This is a genomic window from Candidatus Accumulibacter meliphilus, from assembly GCF_036625345.1.
In the GTDB taxonomy this organism is placed as follows: Bacteria; Pseudomonadota; Gammaproteobacteria; order Burkholderiales; family Rhodocyclaceae; genus Accumulibacter; species Accumulibacter meliphilus.
On the sequence record NZ_JAZKTZ010000017.1, the window covers coordinates 18,012 to 34,315 of the forward strand.

Annotated in this window: 14 protein-coding genes; 11 read left to right on the forward strand and 3 right to left on the reverse strand. The window is 59.4% G+C overall.

What is annotated here, in order from left to right; all coding sequences use genetic code 11:
- Window positions 1-299: 299 nt before the first annotated feature.
- From gyrB to dnaA, 3 genes are all read right to left on the reverse strand, one after another.
- Window positions 300-2,768 carry a DNA topoisomerase (ATP-hydrolyzing) subunit B gene (gyrB, locus tag V5B40_RS23050; RefSeq protein WP_332356746.1) on the reverse strand — a complete coding sequence of 823 codons (2,469 nt, stop codon included), beginning with the start codon at window positions 2,766-2,768 and terminating at the stop codon, window positions 300-302.
- Window positions 2,769-2,833: 65 nt separating this feature from the next.
- Complete coding sequence (dnaN, locus tag V5B40_RS23055; RefSeq protein ID WP_332356747.1) at window positions 2,834-3,964, reverse strand: DNA polymerase III subunit beta; 1,131 nt, start codon at window positions 3,962-3,964, stop codon at window positions 2,834-2,836.
- Window positions 3,965-4,185: 221 nt separating this feature from the next.
- Entirely contained in the window at window positions 4,186-5,589 is a 1,404-nt protein-coding gene (gene dnaA / locus V5B40_RS23060; RefSeq protein WP_332356748.1) for a chromosomal replication initiator protein DnaA, read from the reverse strand.
- A gap of 326 nt (window positions 5,590-5,915) precedes the next feature.
- On the opposite strand from dnaA, the gene rpmH reads away from it, so the two are divergent.
- The 11 genes from rpmH (at window position 5,916) to V5B40_RS23115 (ending at window position 16,249) form a co-directional block, all read left to right on the forward strand.
- A complete protein-coding gene (gene rpmH / locus V5B40_RS23065) occupies window positions 5,916-6,050 on the forward strand; it encodes a 50S ribosomal protein L34 (RefSeq protein WP_081444259.1) in 135 nt (44 codons plus the stop codon).
- Window positions 6,047-6,460: a ribonuclease P protein component gene (gene rnpA, locus V5B40_RS23070; RefSeq protein ID WP_332356749.1), complete on the forward strand. Its 414-nt coding sequence runs from the start codon at window positions 6,047-6,049 to the stop codon at window positions 6,458-6,460. Before rpmH ends, rnpA begins: the two co-directional genes overlap by 4 nt.
- 7 nt (window positions 6,461-6,467) lie before the next feature.
- Window positions 6,468-6,677 carry a membrane protein insertion efficiency factor YidD gene (gene yidD / locus V5B40_RS23075; RefSeq protein ID WP_332356750.1) on the forward strand — a complete coding sequence of 70 codons (210 nt, stop codon included), beginning with the start codon at window positions 6,468-6,470 and terminating at the stop codon, window positions 6,675-6,677.
- A 26-nt stretch (window positions 6,678-6,703) separates the two neighbouring features.
- The gene (gene yidC / locus V5B40_RS23080; RefSeq protein WP_332356751.1) at window positions 6,704-8,407 is read left to right on the forward strand and encodes a membrane protein insertase YidC; all 1,704 of its coding nucleotides are present in this window, start codon (window positions 6,704-6,706) and stop codon (window positions 8,405-8,407) included.
- Complete coding sequence (mnmE, locus tag V5B40_RS23085) at window positions 8,373-9,749, forward strand: tRNA uridine-5-carboxymethylaminomethyl(34) synthesis GTPase MnmE (protein WP_332356752.1); 1,377 nt, start codon at window positions 8,373-8,375, stop codon at window positions 9,747-9,749. The genes yidC and mnmE overlap by 35 nt, the downstream gene beginning before the upstream one ends.
- Before the next feature lie 63 nt (window positions 9,750-9,812).
- A complete protein-coding gene (locus tag V5B40_RS23090; RefSeq protein ID WP_332356753.1) occupies window positions 9,813-10,574 on the forward strand; it encodes a methyltransferase domain-containing protein in 762 nt (253 codons plus the stop codon).
- The gene (locus tag V5B40_RS23095; RefSeq protein ID WP_332356754.1) at window positions 10,575-11,354 is read left to right on the forward strand and encodes a sulfite exporter TauE/SafE family protein; all 780 of its coding nucleotides are present in this window, start codon (window positions 10,575-10,577) and stop codon (window positions 11,352-11,354) included.
- 105 nt (window positions 11,355-11,459) lie between these two features.
- Window positions 11,460-12,614 carry an ABC transporter substrate-binding protein gene (locus V5B40_RS23100; RefSeq protein WP_332356755.1) on the forward strand — a complete coding sequence of 385 codons (1,155 nt, stop codon included), beginning with the start codon at window positions 11,460-11,462 and terminating at the stop codon, window positions 12,612-12,614.
- Window positions 12,615-12,684: 70 nt separating this feature from the next.
- Window positions 12,685-13,719 (forward strand): branched-chain amino acid ABC transporter permease, encoded by a 1,035-nt coding sequence (locus V5B40_RS23105; protein ID WP_332356756.1) that lies wholly within the window; start codon window positions 12,685-12,687, stop codon window positions 13,717-13,719.
- Window positions 13,716-15,494, forward strand: a complete 1,779-nt coding sequence (locus tag V5B40_RS23110) for a branched-chain amino acid ABC transporter ATP-binding protein/permease (protein WP_332356757.1) — start codon at window positions 13,716-13,718, stop codon at window positions 15,492-15,494. The genes V5B40_RS23105 and V5B40_RS23110 overlap by 4 nt, the downstream gene beginning before the upstream one ends.
- Window positions 15,491-16,249 carry an ABC transporter ATP-binding protein gene (locus V5B40_RS23115; RefSeq protein WP_332356758.1) on the forward strand — a complete coding sequence of 253 codons (759 nt, stop codon included), beginning with the start codon at window positions 15,491-15,493 and terminating at the stop codon, window positions 16,247-16,249. The genes V5B40_RS23110 and V5B40_RS23115 overlap by 4 nt, the downstream gene beginning before the upstream one ends.
- Window positions 16,250-16,304 lie beyond the last annotated feature (55 nt).

Genomic DNA, 16,304 nt, shown 5'->3' on the forward strand with positions numbered 1-16,304 from the left:
GACGATGCTTACACATAGACCACCACGATTTCGTTGTTGCAGCCACAACTCCGGTGTCGGAATTATACGAGGTGTGGCTGGCAGCGCCTAGCCGATTGAACCTACTTTCTCAGACGGCTTTCCGGTTGATGCGTAAAGCATTTCTGGCTCTTCCCCGTCGAACGACCACTAGGCCGAAGAGCTTGTTGCCCACAGCCGACCGCCTCTTTCTGCAGACCGTGAGCAACGAAAGCCGAGCTCAACGGAGCTTTTTCCCGATCTCCGTGAGTCACCCTAGATGACTTCACAGCCGAGAATACTCAAACGTCAATATTCCGCGCCGCCAAAGCATTCACTTCGATGAAGTTACGCCGCGGTTCGACCAGCTCACCCATCAAGGTGGTGAAGATCTCGTCGGCACGAATCGCGTCCTCGATCTGAACTTTCAACAAGCGCCGCACTTTCGGGTCCATGGTCGTTTCCCAGAGCTGATCAGGGTTCATTTCACCAAGCCCTTTGTAGCGCTGCTTGCTGACCGTACGCTCGACTTCATCGAGTAGCCACTTCATCGTTTCGGAAAAACTGCCGACTGCCTGCTGCTTTTCACCGCGGACCACGACGCCCCCAGGGCCAAACAGGCCGGCCAGAAGTTCGGCCGTCTTGCGCATTTGCGTGTAATCGCCGCTGACCAGCAGATCCTCATCGATGACACCAACTTTGAGATTGCCATGCAGCACTTTTTCCAGGCGTAGTTGCCAGCGCTCCTCGGCGTCATCGTAACGCGCGAAGATCTTGATCCCCAGCTTGCCGCCAACGGCTTCCATCAGAGCTACTGCAGTCGCTGTTGCCGACGCCTCGTCGCCGACGTCGACTTTCAGATTGGCATCGATCAAAGCGTGCAGCACCTCGGGATTTATCAGATGCGACAGACGGTTGATGACCGCTTCGGCGAGCAGATACTCGCGCGCCAGCTCTTCCAGAACAGCCCCGGAAATCTCCCGCGCACCGCTCTTCGGTGTGAGCACCGAACCCTCCAGTGCCAGAGTCAGCAGAAACTGCTTGAGCGCTTGGTCGTCCTTGATGTAGCGCTCGGTCTTGCCGTGCTTAACCTTGTACAGCGGTGGCTGCGCAATGTACATGTGCCCATTCTCGATCAACTCGGGCATCTGACGATAGAAGAAGGTAAGCAGCAGGGTACGGATGTGGGCACCATCGACATCAGCATCGGTCATGATGATCAGGCGGTGATAACGCAGCTTCTCCGGCTTGTACTCATCCTTACCGATACCGGTGCCAAGCGCGGTAATCAGGGTGACGATCTCTTGCGAAGAAATCAGCTTGTCAAAGCGCGCTTTCTCGACGTTGAGGATCTTTCCCTTCAACGGCAGGATGGCCTGGAACTTTCGGTCGCGACCCTGCTTCGCAGAACCGCCGGCGGAATCTCCCTCGACCAGGTATAGCTCGCAAAGCGCCGGGTCTTTCTCCTGGCAATCTGCCAGCTTCCCGGGCAAGCCGACGCCGTCGAGCAAACCCTTGCGGCGCGTCATCTCCCTCGCTTTTCTGGCTGCGTCGCGTGCCCGCGCCGCTTCGACGATCTTGCCGGTAATCACCTTGGCGTCAAGCGGCCGCTCCTGAAGAAACTCGCTCAGCTTGGCCGCCACCACCTCTTCGACCGCCGGTCGCGCTTCCGATGAAACCAGTTTCATCTTGGTCTGCGAGGCAAACTTCGGATCGGGCATTTTCACCGACAGCACGCAGGCCAGGCCTTCACGCATGTCGTCGCCGGCGATATCGACCTTGGCCTTCTTGGCGATCTCGTTCTCTTCGATATAGCGATTGATGACCCGCGTCATCGCCGCCCGCAGGCCGGTCATGTGCGTTCCACCGTCAGCCTGCGGGATGTTGTTGGTGAAGCACAGAACCTGTTCGGCGTAGCTGTCGTTCCATTGCATGGCCACTTCGACGCTGATCGGGCCATTGACACTCAGCGATTCACCTTCCGCATGGAAAATATTCGGATGCAGTACCGACTTGCTGCGATTGATGTATTCGACGAAACCCTGAACCCCGCCCAGAAAAGCAAAGTCTTCTTCCTTGCCGTTGCGCTGATCGATCAGGCGGATCTTCACGCCGTTGTTGAGGAAAGACAGCTCGCGCAAACGCTTGGCAATGATTTCGTAGTGGAACTCGACCTCGCCGAAGATTTCCTCGTCGGCCATGAAGTGCAGTTCGGTGCCGCGCTTCTCGGTGTGGCCAAGAATCCTCGTCGGTGATACCTCGACTCCCCGTTGCATCTCGAGTGGACGGTCGACGACCTTGCCACGATTGAACTCGATGAAATGCTTCTGACCATCGCGGCGAATGGTCAGCCGCAACCACTTTGACAAGGCGTTGACGCAGGAGACGCCAACGCCGTGCAAACCTCCGGAAACCTTGTACGAATTCTGGTTGAACTTGCCACCAGCGTGCAGCACGCACATCACGATCTCCGCGGCCGACCGCTTCGGCTCGTTACGGTCATCGAACTTCACACCGGTCGGGATTCCACGACCGTTGTCGGTCACCGAAATTGAATTATCAACATGAATGGTAATGACAATGTCGTCGCAGTGACCGGCCAGCGCCTCGTCAATGGCATTATCGACCACCTCGAAAACCATGTGGTGCAAACCCGTCCCATCAGAGGTGTCACCGATGTACATCCCCGGGCGCTTGCGCACCGCCTCCAGGCCTTCCAGTTGCAGGATGCTCGTTTCGTCGTAGGCGGCTTGCTCGTTTTCTTCACTCATTCTTTGATCCAAACTATCTGTCGTCGGTTTAAGCACTGGTGTTGCTGTTCGGCCCGCGCATCCCCTCAGATGCGCATTGGCATAACCACGTAGCGGAATCGCTCGTTGCCAGGAATGGTCAACAGCGCACTTGAATTGGCGTCGTTGAAGCCCCATTCGATGCTTTCCTCCGAGCGGTTGTTCAACACGTCGAGCAGGTAAGCAACATTGAAACCGACGTCGAGTGCTTCTCCATCGTACTCGACTTCGATCTCTTCGAGCGCTTCTTCCTGCTCGGCGTTGGCAGCCATGATCTTGAGAGAGCCCTCGGCAAGCATCAGACGAACGCCGCGGAATTTCTCATTGGTCAGAATCGCCGCCCTGACCATCGACTGCAGCAAGAGCGTGCGACTGACCGAAACGACGTTCCTCAGGCTAGCCGGAATGACTCGCTCGTAGTCCGGGAAGCGACCGTCGATCAGCTTCGAGATCAAGCTGATATGGCCGAACTGGAAACGAATCTGGTTCGGCAGCATCTCGATCGAAAGCGCTTCGTCGCTATCAGCGAGCAGCCTGTTCAGTTCGATCACCGTCTTGCGGGGCAGAATCAATTCCTGGCGCGCGGCACCCTCGGCCCGCAAAGCTTGGGGAGCGTCTTCGAGCGGCATGCTGGCGTAGGCCAGACGATGTCCATCCGTGGCCACGGCGCGCAACTGACTGCCATCAAAGAGCAGCAGAAGCCCGTTCAGGTAGTAGCGTACGTCTTGCGTCGCCATCGCGTACTGCGTTTGCGCCAGCAAACTGCGGAACGCCTTCTGCGCGACAGTGAAACGCTTGACTTCGCCCTCGGCCACCGCCAGGCACGGAAAGTCATCAGCCGGCAAGGTCTGCAGACTGAAGCGACTCTTACCAGCCTTTACCTGCAGGCGCCGGTCGTCCAGAACCAGGCTCACTTCGGCAGCTTCTGGCAAGGAACGCAGAATCTCCTGCAGCTTTCTCGCGCCGACCGTCACCGCGCCATCGCCATCACCGGTCGTATCGCTGCTCGAACTGGTGATCTGGATTTCTATATCGGTGGCCAGAAGGGTCAACACATCGCCCCGCTTTTCGAGCAAGACGTTCGACAGGATGGGCAATGTGTGACGCCTCTCAACTATCCCCGAAACGGCCTGCAACGGTGCCAGCAGAGTGTCGCGTCTTGTTTTAATAAGAAGCATATATATAAATCCTATAAAGACTATAGTCGGAACAAGTCTGTTGATACTTCTATATTTTCGTTTATATTCAACGTATTGCGTCTATTTTCAGAGCTGAAAAAAACCTGTCTTCGACTGTGGGCCAAATCTAATAACTTGTCCACAGGCTCCTTCTGTTCACTTTATCCACTATCTGTCGGCACTTTTTCCACGGACTTCTACACCTCACTACATGCTTCGCCCTAGCTCTTGAGGACCTGCTGCAGCACGTGTACATCATGGTTGAGTTCGTTGTCCTTGCTCCGCAGATCATCGATCGTTCGTACCGCGTGTAGCACGGTGGTGTGGTCGCGACCGCCGAAGGCGCCACCGATGGCCGGGTAACTCATCGTGGTCAGATTTTTGGCCAGCCACATGGCAATCTGCCTTGGTCGGACGATCACTCGCGTTCTCTTTTTCGAGAACAGGTCCGCCACCTTGATCTTGTAGTAGTCGGCCACCGTCTTCTGGATGTTGTCAACGGTGATCTGGCGGTTGACCGCGCCAATGACGTCCTTAAGCGCTTCCTTGGCCAGGTCCAGCGAGATCAGGAGGCCATGGAACGCCGAGTAGGCGAGCACTTTTTTGAGTGCGCCCTCAAGCTCGCGGACGTTGGAGCGTAGATGTTTGGCTATGTAGAATGCCACCTCGTCGTCGAGGGCGACGCCATCCCCTTCGGCCTTCTTCTTGAGGATGGCGACCCGCATCTCCGTCTCCGGCGGCTCGATCTGTACGGTCAAGCCCCAATCGAAGCGTGTGATCAGCCTATCCTCTAGGCCGGAAATATTCTTCGGATAGGTGTCGCAGCTGATCACGATCTGCTTGCGCGTTTCGCTCAGCGCATTGTAAACGTAGAAGAATTCTTCCTGTGTTCGGTTCTTGCCGTTGAAGAACTGGACGTCGTCGAGAAGCAGCACATCGAGCGAACGGTAGTAGCGCTTGAAGACGTCGAAGGACTTCTGCTGGTAAGCGCGCACGACATCCGAATAATAGTCCTCAGCATGTACGTAACGAACGACGCTTTCGGGAAAGTTATCGAGAATGTGATTGCCGATGGCGTGGATCAAGTGCGTCTTGCCAAGACCGGCACCCCCATAAATAAAGAGAGGGTTGTAGGTCGTCTCGCCCGGGTTGATCGAAACCTGTCGCGAAGCAGCGCGCGCCAGATCGTTGGCCTTGCCGACGATCAGGTTTTCAAAAGTGAAAGTCTTGATCAGGCGGGTCTTCTCGTAGGCCGTCCGGTCTCGCGCGGCGAGCGAGCTGCTGTTGATGGCAGCTGCCGTCACCGCAGCCGTTGGGCGGCTATCATTCCGCGGCGCAGCGCTGTTTGTCCCCGGCGCTTGCTGCCTTGGCGGTGCGACGCGCTCGCCGAGGCTCAAGACGATGTTGACCGGCATCGAAAAATGCTCGCACGCCAATTCTTCGATCCGTGCCAGATAGCGTTCCTTGACCCACTTGAGAATGAAACCGTTGGGCGCCAGGAGGCGCAAGCCGCGCGTGCAGTCCTCCTCCCCTTGCAGAACGAGGGGACGGATCCAGGTACTGAATTGCTGAGGCGGAAGTTCCTGCTCGAACTGGCTCAGACAGGCGGACCAGAAGCTAACCATCAATAGTCATGCACTGACATTCCGAAATAGTGGGCCGACGCAAAAACGTAACGGCGACCGCTCGCCATGACAAGACAGCTTGAAAATCATCGAGATGGACCACAATCCCCGCCTGGTGCAGGCTACCCACCTGGGGCTGGTAAGGAAGACCTGCCGCTGACCCTCTGCGCTTCGCAATTGTTATCTTGTCAGGAGCGCTCAAACGACAATTTTAACCCGTCAGACCGAAGTTATCCACAGCTTAATTGAAAATATGGCCTTGACAAGCTTTGCCCTCAGGCTGTCTAATTACGCGTTTACTTCGCAATGACTTCAAGGGTTTAACCATGAAACGCACTTATCAACCGTCGGTGGTTCGTCGCAAGCGCACGCACGGCTTCCTCGTCCGCATGTCTACCCGTGGCGGTCGCGCCGTCATCCGTGCCCGGCGCGCCAAAGGTCGTCATCGTCTGGCCGTTTGAACGGCAGCGCTGATTCAGCTCATTCAGCTGATTCCGTCGGCAATTTTTCGTTTGCCGCCGCAGCTTTTCCAAAGCGCTACCGCCTATTGAAAACGGATGACTATTCATCCGTTTTTGATTTCCGGAAGGCGCTGAAAAGCCAGCATTTTCTGCTACATTACCGCCCTCGTGACGCAGGCGACATAGCCGGAGCCAGGCTTGGCCTGGTCGTCGCCAAGCGCTTTCTGCGCCGCTCGGTTGATCGCAATCTGGTCAAACGACTGGCACGAGAGAATTTCCGCTTGCTGCGTGCCCGCCTTCGCTGCAACGATTTCGTGCTGCGCCTGGCGGCCAAGCCGAAACCAATTGACCGGCAAGCTTTGGCGCTGGAGATCCAGCGTCTGCTGAGCAAGATGACTTCACCTCGATGATGGGCCGATGAAACAGTTGTTGCTCGCGCTGATAGGCTTTTACCGTTACGCGATCAGTCCCTTTCTTGGCCGTCGTTGCCGCTTCTTCCCAAGCTGTTCCGAGTACGCGGCGGAAGCCGTTGAAAAACATGGCGCCGGCAAGGGAGCACGCCTTGCCCTGCAGAGAATTTTCCGTTGTCATCCGTGGAATCCGGGTGGTTTTGACCCCGTACCCTGAACATCAATTGAATCGTATAGGCTTTCATGGATAACCGACGCCTGCTCCTGTTGCTGGTCTTCTCCTTCTCGCTGGTCATGCTCTGGGATGCGTGGCAGAAATACAATCAGCCCCCACCAGTCGCACCCATAGCGACAGCCGGGGCAGTGGCTCCCGGATCGACGGCAGACCCGGCAGCGCCGCAGCCATCGGCAAGCCTGCATTCGCCGGTGCCGACGGTACCCGGCGCTGCAGCCGTTCCGTTTATGCCAACGGGCGAGACGGTGACCATCAGGACCGACCTTTTCGTCGCCGAGATCTCGGCAGAAGGAGGTGATGTCGTTCGCCTGACCCTGGACGATTACAAGGACACCGAGAGCAAAAGCAAGGATTTCTCTCTTTTCGAGCGACGTCACCAGTACGCCGCGCAAAGTGGCTTGATCGGCGAGGGTTTGCCAAACCACAAGACTGTCTTCTCGGTCGTCCCCGGTGACCGAGAACTCAGCGGCGAGGCCAAGACGCTGCAGCTGCGCCTCGAGGCAGCGCCCAGCAATGGCGTCAAGGTGAGCAAGATCTATACCTTTACCCGCGGCAGCTATCTGATCGATGTCGGCTACGAGATCGACAATGGTGGCGAGAAGCAGGTCGCGGCGCACGCGTACTATCAATTCCAGCGCGATACGGCGGCACCTGAAGGCGAGAGCCGGATGGTGATGACCTTCACCGGGCCCGCCGTCTATACCGAGCAGGAGAAGTTCCAGAAAGTCGATTTCTCCGCTGTCGAAGCGGGTAAAGCCAAGTTTGTCACGCAGGCCGACAACGGCTGGATCGCCATGATCCAGCACTATTTTGTCGCTGCCTGGGTGCCAGCTGACAAACTGCCGCGTGAGTACTTCATGCGCAAGCTCGACAACACGACCACCCCGACAATAAGGGTCGGCGTGATCGTTCCCGTGCCGGTCGCAGCGCCTGGAGCAAAGGTGGATTTTTCTGTTCCCCTTTATGCCGGCCCGCAGTTGCAAAGCACCCTCGACCATCTAGCACTGCCCGAGTCCGAAGGTGGCATTGGCGCTCAGGGTCTGTGGCTGGTCGTAGACTACGGCCTGCTGAAATATGTTGCTTCACCGATCTTCTGGTGCCTGAAGGCGATCCACAAACTGGTCGGCAACTGGGGCTGGGCGATCGTTCTGCTTACCATCGGTATCAAGTTGCTGTTTTTTCCGCTATCGGCCGCCAGCTACAAGTCGATGGCCAAGATGCGCAACGTGACGCCGCTTCTGGTCAAGCTCAAGGAGCGCCACGCCGGTGATCGACAGAAGCTCAACCAGGAAATGATGGAGCTCTACAAGCGCGAAAAAATCAATCCGCTGGGTGGCTGCCTGCCGATTGCGGTGCAGATCCCCGTCTTCATCGCTCTCTACTGGGCCCTGCTGGGTGCCGTCGAAATTCGTGATGCGCCGTGGATTCTCTGGATCAACGACTTGTCGGCGAGCGATCCCTATTACGTCCTGCCGGTGATCATGGTCGTGACGATGCTCATCCAGACGCGGCTCAATCCGACGCCGCCGGATCCGATTCAAGCCAAAGTGATGATGATGATGCCCTTCATCTTCGGCGCCATGTTCTTCTTCTTTCCGGCTGGTCTGGTCCTTTATTGGGTGGTCAACAACACCCTGTCGATTGCCCAGCAATGGCAGATTACGCGGATGATGGAAGGTGGCGCGAAAGCCGCCAACGATCCAAAAGTCTGAGCCGGAAAAAACGGCAGCGACCATCGCCGCCATCGCGACCGCCCCTGGTCGCGGTGGTATCGGCATCGTCCGGGTCTCGGGAGCGAAGCTCCTGGACTTTGCCGCGGCGCTCAGCGGCAAGCGGCCTGTCGCTCGCCTGGCGACGCTCGCTGCTTTCAAGGCCGGCGACGGCAGCGTCATCGACACTGGCCTGCTGCTCCACTTTCCTGGACCGAATTCCTTTACCGGCGAAGACGTTCTCGAACTGCACGGCCACGGTGGGCCGGTGGTCATGCAGATGCTCCTCGCGCGCTGTCTCGAACTGGGTGCACTCCTGGCCGAGCCTGGCGAGTTCACCCGCCGCGCCTACCTCAATGGAAAGCTCGATCTGGCACAAGCGGAAGCGGTCATTGATCTGATCGACGCGGCAACCGCCGCTGCCGCACGCAGCGCCGTGCGCTCGCTGCAGGGCGAGTTCTCGCACGAAATCAATGCCTTGCTCGAGCAGCTGATCGAACTGCGGGCGCTGCTCGAGGCGACCCTCGATTTTCCGGAAGAGGAAGTCGATTTCCTTGAAGCCGCCGATGCCTTCGGCCGTCTCGATCGCCTGCAACAGCGCCTGGCACTGGTCTTCGACCGTGCTCAGCAGGGTCGTCTCCTGCAGGGGGGGCTGCACGTCGTCCTCGCCGGCCAGCCGAACGTCGGCAAGTCCAGCCTGCTCAATCGTCTTGCCGGCGACGAACTGGCGATCGTTACGGCTTTACCGGGAACCACTCGCGACGTCGTGCGCGGCACCCTGCAGCTCGAAGGCATCCCGCTGCACGTGATTGATACTGCGGGCCTGCGTGAAACCGAAGACCCGATCGAGCAGATAGGTATCGAACGTAGTTGGCGCGAGATCGAGCGCGCCGACGTCGTCGTCTTGCTGGTAGACGCGCGCAGCGGCGTTGCTGACGCCGACCGCGCCATTCTGGCGCAACTGCCCGGCCATCTTGCCCGCGTAACGGTGCATAACAAGATCGATCTTGCTGGCCGCCGCGCGACCGCTGTCGAAGACGCCGATGGTGTGGCCATTGCCCTTTCGGCCAAATCGGGCGAAGGCCTAGAACTCCTGCGCCGGGCCTTGCTGCACATTGCCGGCTGGCATCCGGCTGAAGACGTTTTCATCGCTCGCGAACGCCACTTGGGTGCCTTGAGCGAAACACGCTGGCGCATCGAGCAGGCGCAGGCGCAACTACCCCGGCTGGAGCTGTTCGCGGAAGAACTGCGTCTGGCACAACTGGCGCTGGCGACGATTACTGGCGAGTTCAGTGCCGACGACCTGCTCGGCGAGATCTTCGGGCGTTTCTGTATCGGCAAATAAGGGCGTTGCTGACCTTCCTGCCGTCGACTGCGCTGCTCACGTCAACACAAAGGATTTCAAGGAATGAATTGGGACCCCGAGCAATACCTCAAATTTGTCGAAGCACGGCGGCGACCGGCGCTCGATCTGATCGCCCGGCTTGGCGCCATCAGGCCAACGAATGTGTTTGACCTCGGCTGCGGCGCCGGCAACATTACCCGCTTGCTCGTCGAACATTGGCCACAGGCGAGGATCGTCGGCGTGGACAAGGACGCGGCTATGCTCAGGAAAGCCGCATCGACGGCCTCGTCGATCGACTGGCAGCAGTGCGATATCGTCGCCTGGCAGCCAAGGCTTGCGCCTGATCTCATTTTCTCGAACGCTGCACTGCACTGGCTTGGCGATCACCGGCAACTGCTGCCCGGGCTGATCGCACAGCTCGCCGAGGGTGGCGTGCTGGCTGTGCAAATGCCCTCGAACTTTGCTGCACCGTCGCATCAGATTCTGCGCAAGCTGGCTGACGATGATCGCTGGCAACAGTCGCTGGCCGGGATAGCGCTGGGGAAGATCCTTTCTCCGGCCGAATACCACCGCCTGCTGTCGCCGCTTTGTCGCCATCTGGAGATCTGGGAGACCATCTACTGGCAGGCTCTCAGCGGTGACGACGCAATCATTGAATGGATGAAGGGGACAACCTTGCTTCCCTATCTCGCGCGTCTCGACGCAGTCGTCAGAGAACAGTTTTTGGCCGCCTATCGTGCGCCGCTGGCGGTGGTCTATCCGCGCGGCAGTGATGGTCATACTCTGTTCCCCTTCAAGCGGCTTTTCATCGTGGCGCTGCGCTGAATGGAATTCACCACCGCCGAAGTATCGATTTTTCTTGCCCTGGGAACGGCCGCGCTGTTTGCCGGCTTCATCGACGCGGTTGTCGGAGGGGGTGGTCTGATCCAGATCCCGGCGCTGTTCACGACCCTGCCGAATGAGGTTCCAGCGACCTTGTTCGGCACCAACAAGTTTGCCAGCGTCTTTGGCACCAGCAATGCCGCGTGGCGCTACGCGCGCCGGGTAAACATGCCCTGGCGCACGACCCTGCCGGCGGCGCTGGCGGCGTTTGCTTTCTCTTATCTCGGAGCGGCGGCCGTCGCCTGGATGCCACCGGAACTGCTGCGTCCGCTGATCCTGTTGTTGCTCATCGGTGCGGCCGTATACACCTTTGTGCGTAGCGACTTTGGTGCCATCCACCGGCCGCAACACACCGGTCGCCGCGAATTGACTTACGCGCTGATCGTTGGCGGCGCGATCGGCTTTTATGATGGCTTCTTCGGGCCGGGTACCGGCAGTTTCCTGATCTTTCTCTTCATCCGCTTCTTCGGTTTCGATTTCCTGCACGCTTCGGCCGCGTCGAAAGTGGTGAACGTCGCCACCAACCTTGCGGCGATGGGCTATTTTCTCCCCAACGGTCATATTCTGCTGGGTCTGGCGATTCTGATGGCCAGTTGCAACGTCCTCGGTTCGCTGATCGGCACCCATCTTGCTCTGCGGCACGGCAGTGGCTTCGTTCGGAAGGTGTTTTTGTGCGTTGTCAGCCTGTTTATCATCAAATTCGCGCACGATACCTTCGCTTGAGCTTGTCTTGTCTCGCCAGCAGTCGCACAATGTGGCCGTGCCGTAAGGCAGTGGGCGGCGCAATGACATCGATAGACACATCGACCAATGGTGCTGGGGGAGACAATGAAAATCAATAATTCGCTGGTCGGGCTGTTGGCCCTTGCCGTAACGGGGTTTGCGAGCACGGCTACTGCCGACATCAACGTCGGAGTTACCCTTTCCGCGACCGGGCCGGCCGCTTCGCTGGGTATTCCCGAGAAGAACACCTTCGCCCTGATGCCGACGACCATCGCCGGGCAGAAGATCAACTACATCCTTCTCGACGATGCTTCGGATACCACCACGGCAGTCAAGAACACCCGCAAGCTGATCGCCGAAGACAAAGTCGATGTGATCATCGGCTCGACGATCACGCCGAACTCGCTGGCGATGATCGACGTCGTCGCCGAGGCCGGGACGCCAATGATCGCCATGGCCGCTTCGGCGCGGATCATCGACCCAATGGACGGCAAGCGCGCCTGGGTTTACAAGACGCCGCAGAATGACGCCCAGATGGCCACGGCGATTGTCGAGCACATGAACAACACCAACATCAAGACGGTCGCCTATATCGGTTTTGCGGACGCCTACGGTGAAGGCTGGTGGAACGAGTTCGCGAAAATTGCCGAGGCACGCAACATCAAGATCGTCGGCAACGAACGCTTCAATCGCTCGGATACCTCGGTGACCGGGCAGGCCTTGAAGATTCTCGCTGCCAAGCCGGATGCCGTCCTCGTCGGTGCCGCCGGTACTCCTGCCGCCTTGCCGCAGAAGTCGCTCAAGGAAAAAGGCTACAAGGGAGTCATGTACCAGACGCATGGAGTGGCCAACGCCGACTTCCTGCGCATCTGCGGCAAGGACTGTGAAGGCACCTTCCTGCCGGCTGGCCCGGTGCTGGTCGCCGTGCAGTTACCGGACAGCAACCCGGTCAAGGAAGTAGCGCTTGATTATGTGAACAAGTACGAAGGCGCGTACGGCAAAGGCAGCGTGTCGACCTTTGGCGCGCACGCCTGGGACGCCGGTAAGCTGCTGGCCAACGCCATCCCGGCAGCGCTGACGAAAGCGCAGCCTGGCACGCCCGAGTTTCGCAAAGCACTGCGCGATTCCTTGGAAGCGACGACCAACCTGACCGGGGCTCATGGCGTCTTCAACATGAGCGCGCAGGATCACCTCGGCTTCGACCAGCGCTCGCGGGTGATGGTCGAGATCGTCGATGGTAACTGGCTGCTGGTGAAGTAGCAGCGGCGGTGGCGCGCCTTGGCCGGCACTCGTTGCGCTGGCCAGCAGGCGGGATTGGAAAAACCCTTGAATGGATTTGCAGATTGCACTGCTGCTGGGCCAGGATGGAATCACAAACGGCGCCATCTACGCGCTGCTGGCGCTGGCTCTGGTCCTGGTTTTCGCGGTCACGCGGGTGATCTTCATTCCACAAGGCGAGTTCGTCGCTTTCGGCGCCTTGACGCTCGCCGGTCTGCAGGCCGGTAGGCTACCGGGGACGATCTGGTTGCTGCTCGCCCTGGGCGTTGCAATATCGGTGATCGAGGTTTCGCGGGCCGTGCGTGAGCGGCAGTTCCGGCGCATACCAATGATCCTGCTGGTCAACTGTGGCGTTCCCGTGCTGCTCGCCGGCGCACTCTTCGCGCTGCCGGCGGCGGCGCTGCCACTGCCGCTGCAGGTGTTGTTGGCGCTGCTGGTGGTGGTGCCACTCGGGCCGATGATCTACCGTCTCGCCTACCAGCCGATTGCCGAAGCCTCGGTGCTGGCATTGTTGATCGTTTCGGTGGCGGTGCATGTCACCCTGATCGGGCTTGGTCTGCTTTTCTTCGGCGCCGAAGGTTCGCGCACCCAGCCTTTCACCGACGTCAGCTTTGCAGTTGGGGACACTCTTCTGCAAGGCCAGACGGTGTTGGTAGTGGTCGCCAGCCTGGTGCTGATCGTCGCCCTGTACTTTTTCTTTGAACGCACCATCTACGGGAAGGCCCTGCGTGCGACGGCAATGAACCGTACCGGCGCACGCCTGATGGGAATCTCCGGCTCGCTGGCGGGCATGCTTTCCTTCACTCTTGCGGCAGCGATTGGCGCATTTTCGGGGATCCTTATTTCGCCGATCACCACCATTTATTACGACTCCGGCTTTCTGATCGGCCTCAAGGGCTTTGTCGGCGCAATCATCGGCGGCTTGGCCAGCTATCCGGTAGCCGCCGCTGGCGCGATTCTGGTCGGCTTGCTCGAGGCCTTCTCGTCCTTCTGGGCGAGCGCCTTCAAGGAGGTGATTGTGTTCACCTCGATCATCCCGGTCCTTGTCTGGCGCTCGCTGAAGACTCGCCAAGTGGAGGAGGAATGAGCCGTAGCGGTATTCCGCAGGCGACACTGCTGCTGTCCTTGTTCATAGCGGCGTTGCTGGTGGCGCCGCTTCTGCTGCCCGAGTTTTACCTTACCCTGCTCAATTACATTGGTCTTTACGCGATCGTCGCCCTCGGACTGGTCCTGCTCACCGGTGTCGGTGGCCTGACGTCCTTCGGGCAGGCCGCCTTCGTCGGGCTTGGCGCCTACACGACCGCGTATCTGACCACCGTCCATGATGTTTCGCCGTGGTTGACCCTGCCCGCAGGTCTCCTGGTCACCGCGCTCGTGGCTCTGTCGCTGGGTCTGGTTACGCTGCGTCTTTCCGGCCACTTTCTGCCGCTTGGCACGATCGCCTGGGGGATTGCCCTCTACTATCTCTTCGGTAATCTGGCCGCGCTGGGTGGGCACACCGGCATCAGCGGCATTCCTCCGTTGCAGTTTTTCGACCTCGAGCTGCGCTCGGGGCGCGAGTTCTTCTATCTGATCTGGGCGGTTCTGCTGACCATCATCCTCGCCACGCGCAACCTGCTCGACTCGCGTGAAGGGCGTGCCATCCGCGCTTTGAAGGGCGGTGCCGTGATGGCCGAAGCGATGGGCGTCAATACGCCACGCTCGAAGCTCGTCATTTTTACCGTTGCCGCGCTTTACGCCGGTATGTCGGGCTGGCTCTACGCGCATCTGCAGCGCTTCGTCAATCCGACGCCATTCTCGCTGTCGCAGGGTATCGAGTACCTGTTCATGGCCGTGGTCGGTGGCGTTTCGCATGTCTGGGGCGCGATTCTCGGCGCCGGCCTGATCACCGTTCTCAAGCAGTGGTTGCAGGACTGGCTGCCAAGCTTGCTCGGCAAGAGCGGCAACTTCGAAATGATTGTTTTCGGTCTGTTGATGATCCTCGTGCTACAGCGTGCTCGCGACGGCGTCTGGCCGATGCTGCAGCGCTTCTTTCCGCAAGCCCCAGTGCACGGCCCGATGATCAAGGCGCAGGCTTTGCCACGCCGCCCGCTTCCCGAAGCCGGTTCGGTCTTGTTGGAGGTCACGAACGCCTGCAAACGTTTTGGCGGCCTGGTGGCCAACGACCACATGAGTTTTTGCGTCCGGGCTGGCGAGGTGATGGCCCTGATCGGTCCGAACGGCGCCGGCAAGAGCACCATGTTCGACGGCATTTCGGGCGTAGACCCGCTGACTTCGGGCGCCGTCAGCTTCCGCGGTCAGCGCATCGAGACCTTGCCGGCGCGCGCCATCGCAGAGCGCGGCATGAGTCGTACCTTTCAGCATGTGCGCCTCTTGCCGGCGATGAGTGTGATCGAAAATGTCGCCATCGGGACCCATTTGCGTGGTCGCAAGAGCTTCGTTGCTGCCGCGTTCCGCAGCGACCGTGGCGAGGAAGCACGCTTGCTCCAGGAAGCGGCAGCGCAGATCGAGCGCTGCGGGCTTGCCGAGCACATGCACGAACTCGCTGGCAGCCTGCCGCTCGGCAAGCAGCGCGCCGTCGAGATTGCCCGCGCGCTGGCCTCCGACCCCTGTCTGCTGCTACTCGACGAGCCGGCTGCCGGCCTACGCTATCTGGAGAAGCAGGCGCTGGCCGAACTCTTGCGTCGCCTGCGCGCTGAAGGGATCGGGATTCTGCTTGTCGAGCACGACATGGACTTCGTGATGGGCCTGGCCGACCGGGTGGTGGTCATGGAGTTCGGCCAGAAGCTGGCCGCCGGCCTGCCGGACGAAATCCAGCGCAATCCGGCCGTCATCGAAGCCTATCTCGGAGGTCTCGAGTGAGCGCACTGCTCAGCCAAGGCGAACGGGTGGTCATCCTCGAAGTCAATGAGCTGTCGGTCAGCTACGGAAAGATCCCTGCCCTGCACGGCCTGGCGCTCAAGGTGCACCGCGGCGAAATCGTCACCGTCATCGGCCCGAACGGTGCCGGCAAGACCACTCTGCTGTGCGCATTGATGGGTCTGTTGCCGGCGCGCGGCGAGATCGTCTATCTCGGCGAGCAGCAGGGCGTCGGACGCAGCGTCGAAAAACTGGTGCGGCAGGGAATGACCCTGGTTCCCGAGAAGCGTGAGCTGTTTGCCGAAATGAGCGTCGCCGACAATCTCCTGCTCGGTGCTTTCGATCGCTATCGAGTGGGTCATCGCGACGAGCTCGAAACCATGGATCAGGTATTCGACGTCTTTCCGCGCCTGATGGAGCGTCGCCAGCAGATGGCTGGCACCCTTTCCGGCGGTGAGCGCCAGATGTTGGCCATGGGCCGGGCGCTGATGGCCAAGCCGCGACTTCTGCTGCTCGACGAACCCAGTCTTGGCTTGGCGCCACTGATCATCAAGGAGATTTTTCGCACCATCGCCCAGCTCAAGAAAACCGGCGTGGCTATCCTCTTGGTCGAACAGAACGCGCGTGCTGCCTTGCAGGTGTCCGACTACGGTTACGTGCTGGAGACCGGCGAGTTGTCGCTGCAAGGGCCTAGTCGCGAGCTGGCCAGCGACGAACGCGTCATCGAGAGCTATCTTGGCCTGGGCGGACGGCATTAACGGCCATCACATGTCGAGGCCGCCGCCTCTGATCATGGAAAGTCATGAGTGTTTC